17 protein-coding genes are annotated in these 21,248 nt (G+C 31.4%); 9 read left to right on the forward strand and 8 right to left on the reverse strand.

Annotated elements, in window-relative coordinates; genetic code table 11:
• Positions 1-332 precede the first annotated feature (332 nt).
• The 4 genes from FUA24_RS20230 to FUA24_RS20245 all read left to right on the forward strand — a co-directional run bounded on the left by FUA24_RS20230 (position 333) and on the right by FUA24_RS20245 (position 6,645).
• A complete protein-coding gene (locus tag FUA24_RS20230; protein ID WP_148544865.1) occupies positions 333-1,463 on the forward strand; it encodes a DegT/DnrJ/EryC1/StrS family aminotransferase in 1,131 nt (376 codons plus the stop codon).
• A gap of 2 nt (positions 1,464-1,465) precedes the next feature.
• On the forward strand, positions 1,466-3,421 hold the full coding sequence (locus FUA24_RS20235) for a polysaccharide biosynthesis protein (RefSeq protein ID WP_148544866.1): 1,956 nt from the start codon (positions 1,466-1,468) through the stop codon (positions 3,419-3,421).
• Between the two features lie 194 nt (positions 3,422-3,615).
• Positions 3,616-4,263 carry a polysaccharide biosynthesis/export family protein gene (locus FUA24_RS20240; protein WP_394344234.1) on the forward strand — a complete coding sequence of 216 codons (648 nt, stop codon included), beginning with the start codon at positions 3,616-3,618 and terminating at the stop codon, positions 4,261-4,263.
• A gap of 12 nt (positions 4,264-4,275) precedes the next feature.
• A complete protein-coding gene (locus FUA24_RS20245) occupies positions 4,276-6,645 on the forward strand; it encodes a GumC family protein (RefSeq protein ID WP_148544868.1) in 2,370 nt (789 codons plus the stop codon).
• 10 nt (positions 6,646-6,655) lie between these two features.
• Here the strand turns inward: FUA24_RS20245 and FUA24_RS20250 are convergent, their stop codons facing one another.
• Both FUA24_RS20250 and aroB read right to left on the reverse strand, forming a co-directional pair.
• Positions 6,656-7,408 carry a tyrosine-protein phosphatase gene (locus tag FUA24_RS20250; protein ID WP_148544869.1) on the reverse strand — a complete coding sequence of 251 codons (753 nt, stop codon included), beginning with the start codon at positions 7,406-7,408 and terminating at the stop codon, positions 6,656-6,658.
• Positions 7,409-7,437: 29 nt separating this feature from the next.
• Positions 7,438-8,505: a 3-dehydroquinate synthase gene (aroB, locus tag FUA24_RS20255; RefSeq protein ID WP_148544870.1), complete on the reverse strand. Its 1,068-nt coding sequence runs from the start codon at positions 8,503-8,505 to the stop codon at positions 7,438-7,440.
• Positions 8,506-8,601: 96 nt separating this feature from the next.
• On the opposite strand from aroB, the gene FUA24_RS20260 reads away from it, so the two are divergent.
• Positions 8,602-9,780 carry a proline dehydrogenase family protein gene (locus FUA24_RS20260; protein ID WP_148544871.1) on the forward strand — a complete coding sequence of 393 codons (1,179 nt, stop codon included), beginning with the start codon at positions 8,602-8,604 and terminating at the stop codon, positions 9,778-9,780.
• A gap of 3 nt (positions 9,781-9,783) precedes the next feature.
• On the opposite strand, the gene FUA24_RS20265 is transcribed toward FUA24_RS20260, so the two are convergent.
• The 3 genes from FUA24_RS20265 to FUA24_RS20275 are packed head-to-tail and all read right to left on the reverse strand — an operon-like array spanning position 9,784 to position 11,955.
• On the reverse strand, positions 9,784-10,377 hold the full coding sequence (locus FUA24_RS20265) for a sugar transferase (protein ID WP_148544872.1): 594 nt from the start codon (positions 10,375-10,377) through the stop codon (positions 9,784-9,786).
• A 1-nt stretch (position 10,378) separates the two neighbouring features.
• Entirely contained in the window at positions 10,379-10,732 is a 354-nt protein-coding gene (locus FUA24_RS20270; RefSeq protein WP_148544873.1) for a hypothetical protein, read from the reverse strand.
• Positions 10,733-10,755: 23 nt separating this feature from the next.
• Entirely contained in the window at positions 10,756-11,955 is a 1,200-nt protein-coding gene (locus FUA24_RS20275; protein WP_148544874.1) for an alanine dehydrogenase, read from the reverse strand.
• 185 nt (positions 11,956-12,140) lie between these two features.
• Here FUA24_RS20275 and FUA24_RS20280 point away from each other — a divergent pair, with 185 nt between their 5' ends.
• Positions 12,141-14,564 carry an outer membrane beta-barrel protein gene (locus tag FUA24_RS20280; protein WP_148544875.1) on the forward strand — a complete coding sequence of 808 codons (2,424 nt, stop codon included), beginning with the start codon at positions 12,141-12,143 and terminating at the stop codon, positions 14,562-14,564.
• Here the strand turns inward: FUA24_RS20280 and FUA24_RS20285 are convergent.
• The 3 genes from FUA24_RS20285 to porX all read right to left on the reverse strand — a co-directional run bounded on the left by FUA24_RS20285 (position 14,561) and on the right by porX (position 17,439).
• Positions 14,561-15,103, reverse strand: coding sequence for a hypothetical protein (locus FUA24_RS20285; protein ID WP_148544876.1), 543 nt, complete (start codon positions 15,101-15,103; stop codon positions 14,561-14,563). The genes FUA24_RS20280 and FUA24_RS20285 overlap by 4 nt on opposite strands.
• Before the next feature lie 269 nt (positions 15,104-15,372).
• Positions 15,373-15,795 (reverse strand): tRNA (adenosine(37)-N6)-threonylcarbamoyltransferase complex ATPase subunit type 1 TsaE, encoded by a 423-nt coding sequence (tsaE, locus tag FUA24_RS20290; protein ID WP_148544877.1) that lies wholly within the window; start codon positions 15,793-15,795, stop codon positions 15,373-15,375.
• Between the two features lie 90 nt (positions 15,796-15,885).
• Positions 15,886-17,439 (reverse strand): T9SS response regulator signal transducer PorX, encoded by a 1,554-nt coding sequence (porX, locus tag FUA24_RS20295; protein WP_148544878.1) that lies wholly within the window; start codon positions 17,437-17,439, stop codon positions 15,886-15,888.
• A gap of 68 nt (positions 17,440-17,507) precedes the next feature.
• Here porX and FUA24_RS20300 point away from each other — a divergent pair, with 68 nt between their 5' ends.
• The 3 genes from FUA24_RS20300 to FUA24_RS20310 all read left to right on the forward strand — a co-directional run bounded on the left by FUA24_RS20300 (position 17,508) and on the right by FUA24_RS20310 (position 21,247).
• Entirely contained in the window at positions 17,508-18,743 is a 1,236-nt protein-coding gene (locus FUA24_RS20300) for an HD domain-containing protein (RefSeq protein WP_148544879.1), read from the forward strand.
• 84 nt (positions 18,744-18,827) lie between these two features.
• Entirely contained in the window at positions 18,828-19,841 is a 1,014-nt protein-coding gene (lpxD, locus tag FUA24_RS20305; RefSeq protein WP_148544880.1) for a UDP-3-O-(3-hydroxymyristoyl)glucosamine N-acyltransferase, read from the forward strand.
• A complete protein-coding gene (locus tag FUA24_RS20310; RefSeq protein WP_148544881.1) occupies positions 19,841-21,247 on the forward strand; it encodes a bifunctional UDP-3-O-[3-hydroxymyristoyl] N-acetylglucosamine deacetylase/3-hydroxyacyl-ACP dehydratase in 1,407 nt (468 codons plus the stop codon). Before lpxD ends, FUA24_RS20310 begins: the two co-directional genes overlap by 1 nt.
• Position 21,248 lies beyond the last annotated feature (1 nt).

Consider the following 21,248-nt stretch of genomic DNA (forward strand, 5'->3'; position numbering starts at 1 on the left):
TAACCTATAACACAAGTTTTACAAAGGAAACAATTGTTAAATTTGTCACAAGAAAATACAAAATTGAATTGATTAATAGCAAGTTGATTTGATTGTATTACTAAAAATTAAAAGTTCTTTCTTAAAGACTCTCTAATTAATCCATAAAACTTTGGGGACTTTTAATTGTTTAAGAAATACATTTTAAAGAAGCTATTAAAGTAGAAATTAATTTTGTTTTATGATAGAGAGGGAGCAGATCACAAATTTTTTAGCAATGAAATTAGGATTAGGTAATTTACTTACCTTAAATTTGCGTGCCCTTATAAATGAACTATTAACCTATTAATTAAATGTTAACTAAAACCAAAATATACCTGTCATCGCCCCATATGGGAGGTTCTGAGCAAAAGTTTGTCAACCAAGCTTTTGATACCAATTGGATTGCTCCATTGGGCCCTAATGTAAATGGTTTTGAAGATGATATATCAAAATACTTAAAAAATGATAAGTACGTTGCAGCGTTAAGTTCTGGAACCGCTTCTATTCATATTGCTTTACAGCTTTTAAATGTTGGTGAGGGTGACGAAGTTCTATGTCAAAGCTTTACCTTTTCTGCTTCAGCAAATCCAATCATGTATCAAGGTGCTACACCGATTTTTATTGATAGTGAACCAGATACCTGGAATATGTCTCCAGAGTTACTGGAGATAGCAATTAAAGATAGAATAGAGAAAAACAAAAAACCAAAGGCAATTGTAGCAGTACATTTGTACGGGATGCCATATAAAGCTGATGAAATTAACGCTATCTCAAAGAAATATGAAATCCCTGTTATTGAAGACAGTGCCGAAGCTCTAGGAAGTTATTATAATGGAAAAGCTTGCGGAACGTTATCGGACATTGCAATTCTATCATTTAACGGTAACAAAATAATTACTACTTCTGGAGGAGGTGCTTTAATAGTTTCTAATCAAGAATTAAAAGATAAAGCAGTTTTTCTTTCTACACAAGCTAGAGATAATGCCCCGCACTATCAACATTCTACAATTGGTTTTAATTATAGAATGAGTAATGTACTAGCGGGTATTGGCAGAGGACAAATGGAAGTGCTTGATGAAAGAGTAAATGCTAGAAGAAAAAATCATGAATTCTATGAAGCTAACTTGTCGAAGTTTAGTTCTATTAGTTTCTTAGAGGAACCAGATGGTTACTTTTCAAACCGTTGGTTAACATGTATTAAAACAAGCTCTTTTGAAATGAGAGAACAAATTCGTTTAGCTCTCTTAGAAGAAGATATAGAATCAAGGCCATTATGGAAGCCTATGCACATGCAGCCTGTGTTTAAAGATTGTTTACACTTTACTAATGGTGTTTCTGAAGACTTATTTGAAAAAGGTCTTTGTTTACCAAGTGGTTCAAATTTATCACAAGAAGATTTAGATAGAATTCTAAATATAATATTAAAATCCCCACACCTATAAATATGATACGAAACTACTTTTTTAATTTATCGCAAAAATACGCTTCCAAATGGTTGGTATTATTTATTGATTTAGCCATAGTTTTGGCTACTTTATTTAGTGCTTATTTAGTGCGTTTTAATTTTACGTTGAATTTCGATACGAAACAATTTTTAGTTCAACTTCCGTTTTTAGCTTTAGTAGCTACTGTAAGTTTTCTAATAGTTGGATCTTACAAAAGCGTTATAAGACATACAGGGTTTACAGATGTTGTTAATGTTTTTAAATCTGTTGTTTTAATAGCTGCAATTTGTTCTGCTGGTGTATTTGTGAATAGAACATCTTCTTTTGCTCCCAGTTTTACAATCCCATTCTCAATTATAGTGATTCACTCACTTTTAAGTTTTGTAGCAATGGCAGGTAGTAGGCTACTTTTTAAAATAGGATACAATCGTTTAAAGTGTAAATTTAAAACCTCCAAAAATATTTTAATTTATGGTGCAGGCGATTCAGGAATAATTACTTATAATGCTTTACTTAATGGTACTAATAAGAATTTTAATGTTATTAATTTTATAGATGATGATGTTAAGAAAAGAGGAAAGTTAATTAATGGAATTAGTATAGTTTCAGGAAATGATTTGAATGAAAAGTTTATATCTAATAACAGTATCGATGAAATTATAGTTGCTTCTCAAACTATTGAGCCAAAGAGATTAATTAATCTAGTGGATAGTTTAACTGATTTAGAAGTAATAGTTAAAAAAGTACCACCTATAGAAAAATGGATTGATGGTGAACTTAGTGCTAATCAAATTAAACAATTTCAAATTGAAGATTTATTAGGAAGGCCTCAAATTCAAATAGATAATCCTAATCTCATTAATGAATTTAAGGGGGAAACTGTCATTGTTACTGGTGCTGCAGGTTCTATTGGAAGTGAGTTAGTAAATCAAATTTCAAACTTTGATGTTAAGCATTTAATTTTGGTTGATCAGGCAGAATCTGCATTATACGATGTGCAACAAGATTTAAAGCGAAACGGAAAACATAATTTCACCGCTATTGTAGCAGATATTAGAGATGGTTTAAGAATTGATTCTATATTTCAATATCACAACCCTACTATGGTATTCCATGCTGCTGCGTATAAGCATGTGCCTTTAATGGAAAAGTCTCCATATGAAGCTATTAAAATTAATGTTAACGGAACAAAACTTTTAGCGGATACGGCGTCTCGATATAATGTTAAGAAGTTTGTGTTTGTTTCTACAGATAAGGCTGTAAACCCAACTAGTGTTATGGGGGCTACTAAGCGCATGGCGGAAATGTATATTAGCTGCTTGCAGAAAGAAAGTAAAACTAAATATATTACTACCAGATTTGGTAACGTATTAGGTTCAAATGGATCTGTAATCCCACTATTCAAAAAACAAATAGAAAGAGGTGGTCCACTAACTCTTACAGATAAAGAAATCACTAGGTATTTCATGACTATTCCAGAAGCTTCTCAATTAGTTCTTGAAGCTGGAACCATGGGTAAAGGTGGTGAGATTTTTATATTTGACATGGGAGAATCTGTGAAAATCTATGATTTGGCTAAAAATATGATTAAATTATCTGGATTAAGATACCCTGAGGATATTGATATTAAAATTACTGGACTAAGGCCTGGAGAGAAACTTTATGAAGAGTTATTAGCTAATGGTGAAAACACATTGTCTACTTACCATAAGAAAATTATGATTAGTAAGACAAGAGAGTTAGATTCTAAAAGAGTAAAAGCCAAAATAGAAGAACTTTGTATAACCAATCGTTTTCAGAATAATAATATTGTTTTAAAAATGAAACAATTAATCCCTGAATATAAGTCCAATAACTCCGATTATGAGCGTTTTGATAAAAGAGTACAGATTTATAAAAAGGCCAAAGGTATTTCTCAAGACAAACCAGCTCAAGACAAAACTCTCTTAAACTAAAATTATTTTTGTTTAAATTGTATACAATTGTTTTTTAATATCTTATTTTGCTCCAAATTTTAAATATGATCGGTTCTATCAGAAAATTTTATTTCAATTCAGCAGTCGTCTTTTTTATTTTTGTTTTACTCAATTCCTGCGCTTCTAGGAAAGATATCGCATACTTTCAAAAGGCTAAAAATTTTGAAACTATAGTGGATACCGACACTTTTGTGCCTAGATTGAAAACAAATGACTTAATTAGTATATATGTTTCTACTTATGATTTAGAAGCTGTAAAGCCTTTTAACTTATTTAAAGGAGACGGGATAGGAAGATCTGAATCAATTGATTATTTAATAGATGCAGAAGGAAATATTGATTTTCCTGTTTTAGGAAAAGTTAAATTAAAAGGATTAACCATTGAAGAATCTAAAGAGTTGTTTAAAGAGAAGCTTTCTGCAGATTACTTAAAAGATCCAATTGTTAATATTAGAATTAAAAATTTTAGAATTACTGTATCAGGCGAAGTTAGAAACCCTGGAGTTTATTCTGTTTCTGGAGAAAGAATTACAATATTAGAGGCTTTAGGTTTAGCTGGAGATTTAACTATTAAAGGAAAGAGAGATAATGTGATGATTATTAGGGACTTTAATGGTAGTAAAACTATAACCAGAATTGATTTAACCAGTAAAGAGATTTTTAGTTCTCCAGTATATTATTTAACACAAAATGATATTATATATGTTGAACCAAATAAATCTGCAATTAGTTCATCGTCTTTAGATAGTAGAACAACCACAGCTATATCAATAGCATCTATTCTAATTACCTCTACTATAATATTATTAACTAGAAATTAAGTTAGTTAAGTAATGATTAATAATACACATAAAGAATTAAATTTTGCTAAAGCGTTAGGTGTTTATACTAAACATTGGAAATGGTTTGTTTTGAGTTGTGTAGTTGCTTTTACAATAGCTTTTTTTCGTTTGCGTTATACGACTCCCGAGTACAATGCTTATGCGAAATTAATGATATTAGATGATCAATCGGCAACACCTGCAGAATTAGTTTTAGAAGATTTAAAAAATTTCTCTAAAAGTGATAACACCAATGTTGAAGATGAGATTGAAGTTATAACTTCAAGAAAATTAATGGAGCTTGTTGTAAAAAAATTAGAACTTAATATTCAATACAAACAAGAAGGAAGGTTTCATTTTTCTCAGTTTTTCCCTAATAAAAAGGCTCCAATAAAAATAAACTTTATTGAATCAGATTCGGTTATTGAGAACTCAAAATTAAACTTGAATTTGATAGTTGATTCTAATTCAAAATTTAGATATAGTTTTCATAAAGATAGTTTGATGAAATCTTCAGATTTTGGAAAAGCTATAAAAAGTCCATTAGGAGAACTGGTTATAACTCCAAACACTACTGATTTACTAGGTTTTAAAGGGGTTATGCAAGTTGTATCCGTAACTCCCTTGAATAAGGTAGCAGAATATTACAAAAGAAAAGTTTTAGTAACTCAAGCCGCTGAATTTTCAAAAATAGTAAACATATCATTAAATGATGTATCTCCAACTAAAGCCAAAATGGTTATAGATACTTTAATTAATGTTTATGATCAAGTTTCTATTATGGAAAAAAATAGAAAGGCTACTAATACAGCTAAATTTATCGATGAAAGAATTGATCTTATAGCAAAAGATTTGTCCGATACAGATAGAGAAATTGAACAATTTAAAAGAGGAAATAAGCTTACAAATATTGTTTCCGAAGCTGATCTTTTTATAAAATCTAGTGCTCAGGTTGAGAGAGATATAGACGGGAAAAGAATTGAACAAAACAAACTAGCTTACATTAAAGATATTTTAGGAAACCAAGGGGATAGTTTTAGTAGAATTCCTGAGAATATTGGCTTTTCAAATAATGCTACTAATCTCACCGCAAAGAAGTTTAATGAGTTGTTAGATGATAGGGATCGGTTATTAAAAAGTTCTAATGAAAAAAATCCTATAATAGTTAACTTAGACCAAAAGATTGCTAATCTAAGAAATAATTTAGAACAAAGTGTTAACACTTCTTTGAAGTCTGTTGATTTAGAAATTAAAAGTTTACAAAATACTTCAAGTAAGTTAAATTCTAAAATTTATGCTGTACCAGGACAAGTGCGTAAATCTAGGGATATAGAACGAGAGCAAAAAACTAAAGAGTCGCTTTATTTATATTTATTAGAGAAAAGAGAAGAGTCTGCTATAACTTTGACTTCAACATCACCTAAGTTGAAAATTATTGATAAAGCATTTGCTAGTAACATACCAGTATCTCCTAAGAAAGTTATTGTTTATTTAGCTTCAATCATATTAGGCTTTTCCGTACCTTTTGGTATTATATATGTGTCAGATTTACTGGATAATAAAATACATAATAAAGAAGACCTTGAAAAAGAAATTACGAACATTACAGTTTTAGGAGAAGTACCTCATTCGTCTGGACGTAAGAGTGATAAAATAGTGAAGAAAAATGATAGGTCTGTCTTATCTGAGTCATTCAGAATAATTAGAACAAATGTAGATTACATAAAGAAAGGAAGAAATGTTAAAAATTACAATAATGTAATATTTGTTACCTCTACAATTAATGGTGAGGGAAAATCTTTCTTTAGTTTGAATATGGCTTTGACTTTTGCAAATACAAATAAACGTGTTTTGTTAATAGGTGCAGATATTAGAAATCCGCAGACTGATGCTTTATTGAGTACAAAGAAGAAGAATGTAGTAACTGAAATTGGGTTGACAGAGTATTTAGTTGAAGACTCTATTTTACTAGGTGAAGCTGTAAATAGTTATGATGTAAATGGAAACACGATAGATGTTCTTGCCTCGGGTAAAGTACCGCCAAACCCTGCCGAATTATTAATGGGTAATAGAATGAAAGAACTTTTCGATTCTGTTTCGGAACAATATGACTACGTAATTGTAGATACAGCACCTGCGATGCTAGTGACAGATACTTTACTTATTAGCGAATATGCAGGTCATACTATATATGTTGTAAGGGCTGGTTATACTGAAAAACGTATTCTTAATTTTGCCAAGGAGATACATGATCAAAATAAGTTAAATGGCATGATGTTAGTAGTTAATGATGTAAAAGATTCCAACTTTGGTTATGGCGCTAAATACGGTTATTATGGCAAACCTCAAAAAAGAGGTTGGTTTAAAAAGTCTAAATCTTAAAATTAAAATATTAAGTAACTGAAAAAGTACTGTTAGTGTTTTTAATAGAGCGGAGTAGAATGTTTCTTGAATCCTTATTAGGTAAAATAGTCTTTGATAGTTTATCTATGTGTTTTAAATGATGAGTGTCAGTTCCTGTAAAATCTATTAACTCATTACTAAGAAGTTTATAAGCTATATTTTTTTCTTCCTTACCATAATGTCCGCTTAGCGATAATAAATTTAGTTGGAATAGGCAACCTAATTGTTTTAATCTTTGATAGTAGTTGTAGTTATTATGGTAGTATTTATATCTTTCCGGGTGGGCTAAAACAGGAATGTATCCTTTAACTTTTATATCAAAAATTATGCTTTCTAAATTAATTGGAGGTTGAAAATACGATAGTTCAACAAGTACATACTTTTTCTTTAAAGTAAATAAATCCTCCTTTCTTAATAAATCTTCAAAACTATCATCAAGCATATATTCAGCAGCAGGATTAATAGTAATTTCAGAAAGTAGATCAGTAGACGTTAAAGCTTCTAGTAAAATTTGATATGCATCACCAATACTTTCATCGGTATTAGGGTAATAGTCTTTCATTACATGGGGCGTAGGTATAAATTGCCTAATACCTAAGTCTTTAAGCCTTTTAATTAATGCAATAGATTCTTCTGTGTTTTTAGCGCCATCATCAATTCCTGGTAGGATATGATTGTGAATATCTACAAAACCTTCTAGTAGATCTCTTAAATATAACTTTTTAGAGAAAAAATTAAGCATATACTATTACCTAAGTAAGAAAGATGTATTTAGCTGGCATAGTATTTAAAGGCATCAACAATGATATCATTATCCACTTTACAATCAATTACTGGATTACCAATAGATTTCAAAAGAACAAAGTTAATGTTACCATGGTTGTTTTTCTTGTCATATTTTAACAATTCCATTATTGGCTGGTATTCTTTTTCGTCAATAACAACTTGCCCATAATGGCTAATAAACAAAGATTTAATGGCATCTGTAACCTCCATTGGAAACCCTGTTAGTTGCGAAGAAATATAATTTGCTAAAATCATCCCAATTACAATGGCTTCACCATGTAAAAGTGTTTCTTTGTCTGGATTGCTTAAAAAATAGGACTCTATGGCATGACCTAATGTATGACCATAGTTAAGTGTTTTACGTAAACCATCTTCAAACGGGTCCTCTTCAACTACCTTTTTCTTAATAATTACCGATTCATAAATTAATTCATCTAAATCATTTAAATCCAATTTAGATAAATCAAGAAATTTATTCCAATAACCTTCACCACTTATCAATCCATGTTTTAACATTTCAGCTAAACCAGATCTCATCTGATTTGAAGGCAAAGTGTTTAAGTAAAAAGGGTCTATTAAAACTAAATCAGGATCACTTATAACACCTATTTGGTTTTTTAAACTACCTAAATCCACTCCTGTTTTTCCTCCAACGGAAGCATCAACCATTGATAATAAAGTGGTAGGTACATTTACATAAGCAATTCCTCTTTTAAAAGTACATGCTACAAATCCACCAAGATCTGTAACAACACCTCCACCAATGTTAATCATCAAACTCTTTCTATCCGCATCTAGTTCCGAAAGTGCATTCCATACGCCAACGCATGTTTCTATATTTTTATTTTCCTCGCCAGACTCTATTTCAATTATTTCTATGGCTATATCTGTTTGTAATTTAGCTAAGAAAATTGGAAGACAGTTTTCATGTGTATTTTCATCTACTAGAATAAAAATCTTTGAGAAATTATTATCACGCAAATGCTCGTTAATTGCGGTGTAACACACGTCGTTAAAATGAATTTTGCAGTCTTTATAAGTAATAGATTCCATGAATTTATTAATGCTTTTTAAGGCAGTGAAATTAAGGAGATTTTATATAAAATTATAACAATAGGTTAATTATATTTGCGTATAATTTTAAAGATAATGCAAAAAAACAATCGAATTTTTGATAATACTGAAATTGCTTTTTCTCTAAAGAATGATTCTGAGCTTGAAAGAGCGTATTTTTTGTTTAAAATGATATCCATAGAACCTTTGGTTAGAATAGGTACCGCAGCCACAAATTTTGCCTTGAAGGCTAGTTTACCGATAGAAGGGTTAATACGCTCTACGGTTTTTGATCATTTTTGTGGAGGTGTTACCGAAGAAGATTGTTTGCCTGTAATAAATAGAATGTTTGATAAAGGTGTGAGTTCTGTGTTAGACTATTCTGTAGAGGGTAAGGAAGATGAAAATGAATTTGACGGTGCTTTAAAAACAATATTAAATATCATAGAATTTGCTAAAAATATAGATGCCATTCCTATTGCTGTCTTTAAGCCAACTGCGTTTGGTAGACTAGGGTTATACGAGAAGATTGGAAATAAAGAAAAGCTGTCTGAAGAAGAGCAGAAGGAATGGAGTAGGGTTATTAAACGTTTTGATGTAGTTTGTGAACAAGCAAAAAGCTATGATGTTGAAGTGCTAATTGATGCTGAAGAAAGCTGGATGCAAGATGCAGCAGATGCATTAGTAACGCAAATGATGAAAAAATATAATAAGGATAAAACTATTGTGTTTAATACTTTGCAAATGTACAGGCATGATAGACTAGAATTCTTAAAAAGAGAACATAAAAAGGCTGAAGAAGAAGGGTATTATTTAGGCTATAAATTGGTAAGAGGCGCATACATGGAGAAAGAAAACGAAAGAGCAGAAGAACAAGGATACATTTCTCCAATCTGTGTTAGCAAGGAGGCGACAGATGAAAACTTTGATGCAGGTCTAAGATACATTATAGATAATCTAAAGAGGATTTCTTTATTTGCAGGAACACATAATGAAGAAAGTTCTTATCTGCTTATGAATTTAATGAAGGAGAAAGGACTTGAAAATAACGATAATAGAATTTGGTTTGGGCAATTATATGGTATGAGTGATCATATTAGTTTTAATTTATCTGAAAAAGGATATAATGTTGCGAAATACATGCCTTTTGGACCTGTAAAAGATGTAATGCCGTATTTAATAAGAAGGGCAGAAGAGAATACCTCTGTGGCGGGACAAACAGGAAGAGAGCTTAAACTTATTACACAAGAGAAAAAACGCAGGAAAGCCCTGTAGCTTTTATTTAGTAATAACTTTTATTACCGTAAGAAAGATTAGTTTAAGGTCAAAAAAGAAATTGTTCTTTTTTATGTATTCCTTGTTGTATTTTAATTTATCTGGAATAATAGTGTTTATGTAATAATCTTCAGGATTGGTGGCTGCTTTTAAAAGCTCCACTTCATTTCGGTATTTTAATGAAGCAAGTCCCGTAATACCTGGTCTAACAGATAGTATCTGTAAATCTTCTTTAGAATAAAAATCAACGTAGTACCTTAATTCGGGTCTAGGGCCAACAAAACTCATATCCCCAATAAGTATGTTAATTAATTGAGGGAATTCGTCTATTTTATAACGCCTTAAGAAGTATCCAATTTTCGTTATTCTTGAATCCTTATTTCCTAGGGTTAATAAACCGTCTTTTTCAGACAGGGCCTTCATTGTTCTGAATTTGTAGATATTGAAGTTTTTATTATGTCTACCAACACGCTCTTGAATAAACAATATAGAGCCTTTTGAGTCTAATCGTATTAAAACGGAAATTAGAATAAGAAACGGGGCTGTAATTATTAATCCGATAATTGAGAGAAGAATATCAAAACTTCTTTTTATCATATTATGGAGATTCCTTAAAGTCTATAACATTAGCTATACTGTCACAGTTTTCAATAGTTAACGTATAAATGTAGTCATTATTACTACTTTCAATTAAGTACGTGGCACAAGGTTCTTTATGTGGTTCGCTTTTGGAAAAATCTACATTTCCATATTTTAAAACCTTGTTAATGGTAGCAGAATCTGTTATAAAAGTTTGTGTGTAATTAATGCGTTTTGTTCTTATATTTTTTAAGACCCTAGCTTCAGGTCCGTAATCGCAGGATACTTTTTTTCCACTTAAAAAAAACATAAGTACTATTAATCCAATTGAAAACCCTCCAAGGTAATATCCAACTCTATGTACTAATTTCATTTAAAATAATTAATTGTGGCTGATTAAAATATTAATAGGTTAGCATCACTATAACTTAAATCAAACCATTCACCAACAGGTTTACTTGTTAAAATTCCGTGGTAAAAGTACAACCCATTTCGTAAACCTCTATCAATTCTTAAAGAATTTTCTAATCCACCATCTTCTGCTATTTGCATTAAATACGGTGTGAATATATTACTTATTGATACCGAGGCTGTTCTTGGGTATCTAGCGGGTATATTTGGCACACAATAGTGTATAACACCATGTTTCACAAAAGTAGGTTTTAAATGAGATGTTACTTCACTTGTCTCAAAACATCCGCCCATGTCTATACTTACATCAATAATGATAGAGCCTTTTTTCATTTTCTGAACTAGATCATCTGTAACGACAATCGGTGCTCTATTTTTACCTCTAACAGCTCCAATGACAACATCACATCGTCTTAAAGCTTTGGTTAAATTTTTCGGTTGTATTGTAGACGTAAAGAAAGGGCGTCCTAAATTGGTTTGTATACATCTTAGTTTAGTGATAGAGTTATCAAAAACTTTAATGTTTGCACCAAGTCCAATAGAACCTCTTGCCGCAAATTCACCAACCGTACCCGCACCTAAAATAACAACTTCAATTGGTGGTACCCCGCTAATGTTTCCAAACATTAAACCGTTGCCATCTTTTGTGTCAGCTAACAATTGAGAAGCAATTAAAACCGAAGCTGTTCCTGCTATTTCGCTTAATGATCTCACGGCAGGGTAGGTACCATCTGCATCTCTAATAAATTCAAAAGCAAGTGCAGTAATTCGTTTTGCAGCAAGTGTTTCAAAATACTTCTTGGTTTGCGTTTTAAGCTGCAATGCAGAAATTAAAATACTTTGAGGGTTAATGAGTTTAATCTGTTCTAAAGTAGGGGGTTCTACCTTTAAAATCATTGGGCAGCCAAATACTTTAGCGGTGTCTTTGGTAATTTCAGCTCCCGCCTCACTATAATCTCTATCACTAAAACTAGCACCTTCACCAGCACCAGCTTCCAAAAGCACTCTATGTCCATTATTAACTAAAGCAAACACTGCATCCGGAGTTAAACAAATACGTTGTTCTTGGAAAGCTGTTTCTTTTGGAATTCCAATAAATAATTCGCCTTTACGTTTAAAAATCTCAAGCTTCTCTTCCTGAGGTAATAACTGTTGTTTGGTAAATGGAGAAAGTGGTTTGGACATATGTTGGATAGTTAATAAAATTGAAATTACAAATTAAATTTATATTGCTCTTAGAAAAAATGAAATATAATTACAGATTATAAGTGTTAGAGCTTTTATAAGTGAGAATTTTAATTACTTTTGGTGTGGTTTTACCTCAAACTATTGTTATTTAATTGTTATACTTTTGTTTTTATAATATCTGCATGATAAAAAGATTATTATTACTCTCTTTCCTTTTTTTGTTTTATGTTTCATTTGGTCAAAACTTTAGTTTAAAAGGTGTGGTTAAAGATGAAGCTAATACGCCTATAGCCTTTTCTAATATTGTACTGCTTTTAGATAATGAAATTATTGATGGAACAACATCAAATGAAAGTGGAGTATTCTCTTTTGAAAGTTTAAAAACAAACACTTACAAGATTAAAATTAGCTATTTAGGTTTCCAAACTTTTGAGAAGGAGATTGAACTTATTGGAAATATTGATTTGGGTACATTGTTACTCAGGGAAAATGCAGAAGCCTTAGAGGGTGTAACAGTTGTTGCTAAAAGACCAACGGTAAAACGTTTGGTAGATAGGTTAGTGTTTAATGTTGAAAATTCAACCCTATCCAATAATAATGTATTAGATGTTTTAAAGCATACGCCAGGTGTTTTGGTACATGATGGCTCAATAACAGTAAAAAATTCTGCTCCCACGGTTTATATTAATGACAGACGTGTTCACTTATCTGCAGATGAAGTCCTTCAGTTACTAGAGTCTACACCTGCCGAAAACATAAAATCTATAGAAGTAATAACCAACCCACCGGCTAAATATGAAGCAGAGGGCGGTGCTGTTTTAAATATTGTAACGAGTAAGAATATCGTTGCAGGTTATCATGGGAGTGTATTTGGTAGTTATAAACAGGGGTTTGAGTTTCCAAAGTACTCTATTGGCACGAGTCATTTTTTTAAAACTAAAAAACTCAGCACTTACATAAACTATAATATTAGCCCAAGAAAGGATTATAGAGAAAAAGACGAGTTTGTTAATTTTATAGAAAACAATACGAATACCTCAAGTTGGGAAACAGATTATAACAGAGATAGGGAATCAAGATATAATTCAATAAACGCTAATATAGATTATGATTTTGATGAAAAGAATTCCATTGGTCTTACTACGAATATGTTAATTGCTCCTCGAAGGAATTCGCAAACCGATGTAAAATCTAGTACTAAAGTGTTTGGAGCTAATAAAGTTTTAGATTCTACTTTTAACACATTTAATGAGTCCGTTTTAGAGTCATTTAATATGGCTTTTACTCTTGATTATGTTCATAAGTTTAGTAGAGAAGGAGAGCAGCTATTGGTAAGTCTTCATCATACAAATTACGACTATTCTAATTTTCAAAATGTAGATACTGATTATTTGTTTCCCAATAATAGTTTAATAAGAGAAAATAGATTTCAAACCTTTTCTAGTCAGGTTATTAAGTTAAACACAAGTCAATTAGATTATGAATTGCCAATTAATGAATCAACGTCTTTTGAAGCAGGGATAAAAACTTCTCATATTGATTCAGAAAGTGTTTTAACCCAGTATAATTTTGAAGAAGAGGAGCGAATTGAAGATATAGATAACTCTGATAATTTTTTCTATGATGAAGAAAATTATGCAGCCTATGTAAGTTTAGCAAAAGATTGGGAGAAGTTAAGCCTTAAAGTGGGTGTTCGTACTGAATATACAGAGACTACTGGAACTTCTGTTTCGGAAAACGAAAAGAGTGAAAACAATTATTTTAAAATATTTCCATCTGTACATGTTTCTAAAACAGTAAATGATAAGCATGAGTTGTATTTTAATTACAACAAACGTATTTACAGGCCAAGATATAACCAATTAAACCCTTTTAAATTCTTTTTAAATGATAATTCTTATATAACAGGAGACCCTAGATTAGTTCCGCAGGTAGATGATGTGTTTACGTTGGGGTATACACTTAATGATACGTACACTTTTGAGCTGTATTACAGATACGAAAATGATCCTGCAATAGAAATAGCATTTCAAGATAATGAAGAGAACATCTTAAAATATGTAAATACTAACATAAACAGAAGTATCTCTTATGGTTTTGATTTTATGACTTACACCGCTATTGCAAAAGGTTGGAACCTTTATGCTTTAACCTCTTTGTTTTACTACGACAATAAGTATGTGAGCTTAGAAAGTGGAAACCAAATAAACAATACCGATAAATGGTCTGTATACGCTCAAATAGCCAACTATTTTACCTTTTTAAAAGATAATAGTTTAACTGCAGATGTGTCTTTACAATACATCTCACCTTTAGCTGATGGACCATCTATTGTGAGCGACAGATTTGGGTTGGATATCAGTTTAAGGAAAACTTTCCTCAAAAACAAAGCTTCTTTAAGTATTGGAGTTACAGATATTTTTAATACTCAAAATTTCAATCAAAGTACTAAATATCTAAATCAAGACATTCTAATGCAATCTAGGATGGAAAATAGGCAGTTTACGGTTGCTTTTAACTATAAGTTTGGCAATACGAAATTGAAATCTAATAAAAAATCTATAGATTTAAATGAAAGAGATCGATTGGAAAGAAGCGACCTTTAAAAGTAGTCTTTAACTTTACCCCAAAAGTTTTTAGGAGATATCATTAATTCTTCTTCTAATTCTTCCATAGACTTATTGGCTTCATTAATTCTATTAAAAATGCGTGCTCGAACCAGATATATGGTGGGAATTACTATTGCCATAACAGGAATTAAATATAGCATTTGATTGCTGTCAGCAAAGCTTAAATCATCATTCAAAACTACAATTATTTGGTAAAAATACATTGCAATTGGAACTAGTAAAGTATGATACCACCAATGTTTACATGTGAAAATCCAAACGAATAATAAAAAAAGAGGAATTAATTTACTTGTTAAAGTCCATGCTAAAACAAATACGCTCTCATAATAGTTGCTTTCATATAAGCCAAAAAAAGTGTCCCATGATTTAACATTTGGAACACTTTCATGTAAGTAGAATAAGTAAGGTGTTATTGCAATGAGTGTAGCAACAACACTTCCTAAGACAAGACTTTTTCTATCTGTGTTGTCCTGGAACTTTGATATCTTTCTTTCTGATTGCTGTTTGTTCTCCATCTGTGTTGAACTCAGTAGCTGCTTGTGCTAAAAATAACATTCCTCCTAGTAATGCTATCGCGATTAAATACTTTTTAGTTTTCATTTTATAAGGGATTTAATTAATTAATTACTCCAAAAGTAAATAAGAACTAAGGTGTGGTAATCGTCAAAATGTTAAAGAAATGTTAAAAACGTCTGTTTTGTAAAATCATCTATGTGGTTTTACCGTAAAACTTTAAAAACAGGTGGTTTTTTATTTGGATTTTAGCATAAAATAGCAGGTTGTTTTAGGTTAATTCGGGCTTAAAATTTAATTTCAACGTTCTAGAATTGTTATCCTTAATTGTAATATCAATTCTATCATATTGATTGGGCGCTAATTGTTCAATTAACTGCGGCCACTCAACAATTACCCAATTATTTGAAAACAAATAATCTTCTATTCCAAAATTATAAGCTTCCTCAATATCTTTGATTCTGTATAAATCAAAGTGGTAAATTACATGTTGTTCCGCTTCATATTCGTTCACAATTGAAAATGTTGGGCTACTTACAGCATCATTACTACCTAACTGCTTTGCTAACATTTTAATAAGTGTTGTTTTGCCAGCTCCCATATCGCCATAAAGAAATATGGTTTTAGTTTTCAGGTTTTTAATGATTTCTTTTGCAACAGCATCAATGTTTTCTAGCGTATAACTAATTTTCAAATTGAACAATTTTTAATGCAATAATAGAAATATATTTTAAGAAATCCTAGAAAAAAGTGTATTTCGTCGTTAAATTATGCATTACATAGATTATTTGGGTAAGAAAACTGCAAATGGAATCACCATTTCTTCCAAAGACACACCACCGTGTTGGTAAGTGTTTCTGTAATAACTTACGTAGTGGTTATAGTTATTGGGGTAGGCAAAGAACAAGTCACTCTTAGCAAAAATAAAAGAGCTACTCATGGAGATAGAAGGGAGGTGTAGTTCTTTAGGATTTTTAGAAGCCAATACATCTTTGTTATCATAGGTTAGGCTACGTCCAGTTTTATATCTTAAGTTTAAACTGGTGTCGCGGTCTCCAATTACTTTAGAAGGATTTTTAACATTAATAGTGCCGTGATCTGTGGTTAAAATAAGCTTAAAACCTAATTGCTGCGCCTGCTGTATCATGTCTAGCAATGGAGAATTTTTAAACCAACTTAAGGTTAACGATCTGTATGCTTTATCATTAGAAGCAAGTTCCTTAACAACTTCCATTTCAGTTTTAGAGTGCGATAACATGTCCACAAAGTTGTAAACAACCACTGTGAGATCATTATTTTTAAGGGATTTAAAGTTACCAGCTAACTTTTTGCCTGTTTTTAAATTCGTAATCTTGTGGTACTCGTAGTTTAGGTTGTTAAGTCCTAAACGTTTCATTTGTGCTTCTAAAAAGTCTGCTTCATGCAAGTTTTTACCACCTTCATCGGTATCATTTTTCCAGAATTGCGGAAATAGTTTTTCCATATCACTTGGCATTAAACCAGAAAAAATGGCATTTCTGGCGTATTGTGTAGCCGAGGGAAGTATGCTAAAAAACGCTTCTTCTTTCTCCTTTTTGTAATAATTGTTAATTATTGGTTCAAATACTTTCCATTGGTCATACCTTAGGTTGTCTATAACCACAAGAAGTGTTGGTTGTTGCTTGGTTACTTCGGGCACTACACAGTCTTTAAAAAGTGTATGAGACATTACAGGAGCGTCTGTGTGTGGTTTAAACCAATTGGGATAATTTTTTTCTATGAACTTGCCAAATTGAATGTTAGCTTCTACTTTTTGTGATTCTAAAATCTCAAACATCCCTGTGTCTTCAATATCTTCCAATTGTATTTCCCAATAAATTAGCTTTTGATATAGCTCCACCCATTCTTCATAAGTGTTTACCATAGCCAAATCCATGGCTATTTTTCTAAACTCTTGCTGATAATTAGAAGTAGTTTTTTCTGAAACTAATCTTGAGTGATCTAAGTTCTTTTTTAAACTTAAAAGTATCTGGTTCGGATTCACAGGTTTTATTAAATAATCGGCTATTTTATTACCAATAGCCTCTTCCATAATATATTCCTCCTCACTTTTAGTAATCATAACCACAGGAAGGTTATCCTGCTTTTCTTTAATTTCATTTAAAGTATCTAATCCTGTTAGTCCTGGCATGTTTTCATCTAAAAAAACAATGTCGAAACTTTCAGATTCCAGTATATCCAGTGCCTCAGTGCCGCTTAAACATGTAGTTACTTTGTAATTACGTTGTTCTAAAAATAGAATATGAGGTTTTAATAAATCTACTTCATCATCAACCCAAAGAATTTGTATCGTATTCATTAAATGCGGCTTATTAATTGTTATTGTAATAATTATATTTGTTGGAAAATAATCTTAATCCCAAAAGTTTGAATAAACTTAAAATATTAAACGACCCAATTTACGGATTTATTACTATTCCAAATTCGTTAATTTTTGATTTAATTCAACATAAATACTTTCAAAGACTAAGGCGAATAACGCAAATGGGGATGTCTCATTTAGTTTATCCCGGAGCGCATCACACAAGGTTTCATCATGCCATTGGTTGTATGCATTTAATGCAACAAGCCGTAAATGTGCTTCGTTTTAAAGGAGTTAACATTTCTGAAGCGGAGGAAAATGCTTTATATGTGGCTATACTTTTACATGATATCGGGCACGGGCCTTTCTCTCATGCTATGGAACATAGTATTGTAAACAATGTGTCTCATGAAGAGATTTCGTTATTGTTTATGGAGAAATTAAACGATGAATTTAACGGAACTTTAACGCTTGCCATAAAAATATTTAAAGGTGAATATCCACGAAACTTTTTATGTCAGCTTATTTCTGGACAATTGGACATGGATAGGGCAGATTATTTAAAACGTGATAGTTTTTATACCGGTGTTGCAGAAGGAAATATTAATAGCGAGCGTTTAATTACCATGTTAAATGTGGTTGACGATGAATTAGTTGTAGAAGAAAAAGGCATTTATAGCGTGGAAAAGTTTATTGTTGCCAGACGTTTAATGTATTGGCAAGTATACTTACACAAAACAAGTTTAGTAGCAGAGCAGTTGTTGATTAGAATGCTTAAAAGAGCTAAAGAACTTTATAATACAGGAATTCAACTTTATGCCAGTAAGCCATTAATGTATTTTCTAGACAACAAAATATCTATAGAAAACTTTACAACCGAAACCTTAGAGGTATTTGCGCAGTTAGATGATTATGATATTATTTCGGCAATGAAGGCGTGGCAATACCACGATGATTTTGTGTTAAGTCGTTTAAGTCAGATGATTATAAACAGAAACTTGCTTAAAATTAAACTAAAGAAAAAGCAAATAAAAGAAAATGATCTAGAGGAACATATTCAAGACTTAATTACTACATATAATATAAAGAGAGAAGAAGCAGAATATTTTGTTTTTAAAGGAAGTATCTCTAATCAAGCCTATCAGTTAAAACATAAAAGTATTAATATACTGTACAAGTCTGGAAAAATATCGGATATCGTAAAAGCTTCAGATCATTTAAACCTTAAGACACTTTCTAAACCAGTGACTAAGTACTATTTATGCTATCCGAAGGAATCTACGTATTTAAATAACAAATAATAAGAAATAGTGTATAATAGACTTTAGCACATTTTTCCTATTTTTGCGCAACTGAACTAATTAAAAAAACAATCTTTATTTAAGTTGAAATTTACAGCACAACAAATTGCAGGGATACTAGAAGGTGATGTAGTAGGAAATCCAGATGCAGAAGTATCCAAACTATCAAAAATAGAAGAAGGAACAGAAGGCTCTCTTACCTTTTTGGCAAATCCTAAATATACCGCTCATATATATTCTACCAAGGCCACTGTAGCAATCGTAAATAAGAGTTTTGAACCAGAAAACGATATTAGCACTACACTTATTAAAGTTGATGATGCTTATAAAGCATTTTCTAAGCTTTTAGAATATTATAATCAAGTAAAAAATAATAAGGTAGGCATTGAGCAACCTCATTATAAAGCAGATTCTGCAAGTTATGGAGAGAATATTTATCTCGGAGCATTTTCCTATTTGGGTGAAAATGTAAAAATAGGAGATAATGTAAAAATATTTCCGAATGTATACATAGGTGATAATGTGGTTATAGGAGATAATTCGGTAGTATTTGCTGGTGCTAAAATATATTCTGAATGTGTAATTGGTAATAACTGTGTTATTAATTCTGGAGTAATTATAGGTGCCGATGGATTTGGTTTTGCTCCAAATGAAAATGGAGAATATAAAAAGGTACCACAAATTGGTAATGTTATATTGGAAGATTTTGTAGATGTTGGTGCTGCTACTACTATTGATAGAGCAACTCTTGGATCAACAATTATCAGAAGAGGGGTTAAATTAGATAACCAAATTCAAATAGCGCATAACGTTGAAATTGGCAAGAACACCGTCATAGCTGCCCAAACAGGAATTGCAGGTTCCACTAAAATTGGCGAAAACTGTCAAATTGGTGGTCAAGTAGGTATTGTTGGTCACATAACCATAGGTAACAACGTTAAAATTCAAGCGCAATCAGGTATAGGAAGAAATGTAAAGGATAATGAAGTCCTTCAAGGATCTCCAGCTTTACCTTATTCAGACTACAATAAATCATATGTTCATTTTAAAAATCTACCCAAGATTGTTAAAAGTATAAACGCATTAGAAAAGAAATAATGGGAATTATAAACACTGACATCAAACAAAAAACTATTGAAAAAGAAGTTTCATTAACTGGCGTAGGCTTACACACTGGTAAAAATGTAACTTTAACATTTACACCAGCCCCAGCTAATTTTGGACTAGCTTTTAAGAGAGTAGATTTAGAAGGAGCGCCTGTTATTGAGGCAGATGCAAATTATGTAACCAATACACAAAGAGGTACACGCATTGAAAAAAATGGCGTTGCCATACAGACATCTGAGCATGTTTTAGCGGCCTTAGTTGGTTTAGATATTGATAATGCTATTATAGAATTAGATGCTTCTGAACCACCAATAATGGATGGATCTTCGAAATTCTTTGTTGAAGCTATTGAAAAAGCAGGAATTGTAGAGTTAGATGCGTTTAGAGAAGAATTTGAAGTTACGGAAATAGTGTCTTATACAGATGAAGAATCTGGTAGCGAAATTCTGGTAATGCCAGCAAAAGAGTATCAAATAACAACCATGGTGGATTTTGGAACTAAGGTTTTGGGTACTCAAAATGCGAATTTAAAGACATTGTCTGAGTTTAAAACAGACTTTGCCGATTCTAGAACATTTAGTTTCTTGCATGAGCTTGAAATGTTACTAGAGCATGGCCTTATTAAAGGAGGTGATTTAAATAATGCCATTGTGTATGTTGATAAAGAAATATCTCCAGAAACTATTGAAAAGCTAAAAACTGCTTTTAATAAAGATTCAATAGCTGTTAAGCCAAATGGTATTTTAGATAATTTAACACTTCATCACCCTAATGAAGCTGCTAGACATAAATTACTAGATGTTTTAGGCGATTTAGCTTTGGTTAGGACCAGAATAAGAGGTAAAGTTATCGCAAATAAACCAGGGCATTATGTAAATACCCAATTTGCAAAAAAACTAGCAAAAATTATTAAAAACGAACGTAGAAATAACGTTCCTAATATAGATTTGAACCAACCGCCATTAATGGATATTACACAAATAATGGCAATGCTACCGCATAGACAACCTTTCTTATTAATAGATAAGGTTTTTGAATTAACTGAGAGTTATGTAACGGCTACTAAGAACGTCACTATGAATGAGGAGTTCTTTAAAGGTCATTTCCCAGGTGCTCCAGTTATGCCAGGTGTTTTAATTGTTGAAGCCATGGCGCAAACTGGTGGTATCTTAGTTTTAAATACAGTTCCGGATCCCGAGAATTATTTAACATTTTTCATGAAAATGGATAACGTTAAATTCAAACAAAAAGTGGTTCCTGGAGATACGCTAATATTTAAATGTTCATTAATTACGCCTATTAGACGTGGTATTTGCCATATGCAAGGTTATGCCTATGCAAATGGTAAATTATGTGCAGAAGCAGAATTAATGGCCCAAATCTCAAAAGTAAAATAAG

This window comes from Seonamhaeicola marinus (genome assembly GCF_008085455.1).

Excerpts from the sequence above, each read along its gene's own strand:
- FUA24_RS20245 (WP_148544868.1), top strand. The coding sequence starts at position 4,276 with ATGATTAATAATACACATAAAGAATTAAATTTTGCTAAAGCGTTAGGT.
- FUA24_RS20260 (WP_148544871.1), top strand. The coding sequence starts at position 8,602 with ATGCAAAAAAACAATCGAATTTTTGATAATACTGAAATTGCTTTTTCT.
- FUA24_RS20285 (WP_148544876.1), bottom strand. The coding sequence starts at position 15,103 with ATGGAGAACAAACAGCAATCAGAAAGAAAGATATCAAAGTTCCAGGAC.
- aroB (WP_148544870.1), bottom strand. The coding sequence starts at position 8,505 with ATGGAATCTATTACTTATAAAGACTGCAAAATTCATTTTAACGACGTG.
- FUA24_RS20230 (WP_148544865.1), top strand. The coding sequence starts at position 333 with ATGTTAACTAAAACCAAAATATACCTGTCATCGCCCCATATGGGAGGT.
- FUA24_RS20250 (WP_148544869.1), bottom strand. The coding sequence starts at position 7,408 with ATGCTTAATTTTTTCTCTAAAAAGTTATATTTAAGAGATCTACTAGAA.
- FUA24_RS20280 (WP_148544875.1), top strand. The coding sequence starts at position 12,141 with ATGATAAAAAGATTATTATTACTCTCTTTCCTTTTTTTGTTTTATGTT.
- FUA24_RS20270 (WP_148544873.1), bottom strand. The coding sequence starts at position 10,732 with ATGAAATTAGTACATAGAGTTGGATATTACCTTGGAGGGTTTTCAATT.
- FUA24_RS20265 (WP_148544872.1), bottom strand. The coding sequence starts at position 10,377 with ATGATAAAAAGAAGTTTTGATATTCTTCTCTCAATTATCGGATTAATA.
- FUA24_RS20310 (WP_148544881.1), top strand. The coding sequence starts at position 19,841 with ATGGGAATTATAAACACTGACATCAAACAAAAAACTATTGAAAAAGAA.
- FUA24_RS20275 (WP_148544874.1), bottom strand. The coding sequence starts at position 11,955 with ATGTCCAAACCACTTTCTCCATTTACCAAACAACAGTTATTACCTCAG.
- porX (WP_148544878.1), bottom strand. The coding sequence starts at position 17,439 with ATGAATACGATACAAATTCTTTGGGTTGATGATGAAGTAGATTTATTA.
- FUA24_RS20235 (WP_148544866.1), top strand. The coding sequence starts at position 1,466 with ATGATACGAAACTACTTTTTTAATTTATCGCAAAAATACGCTTCCAAA.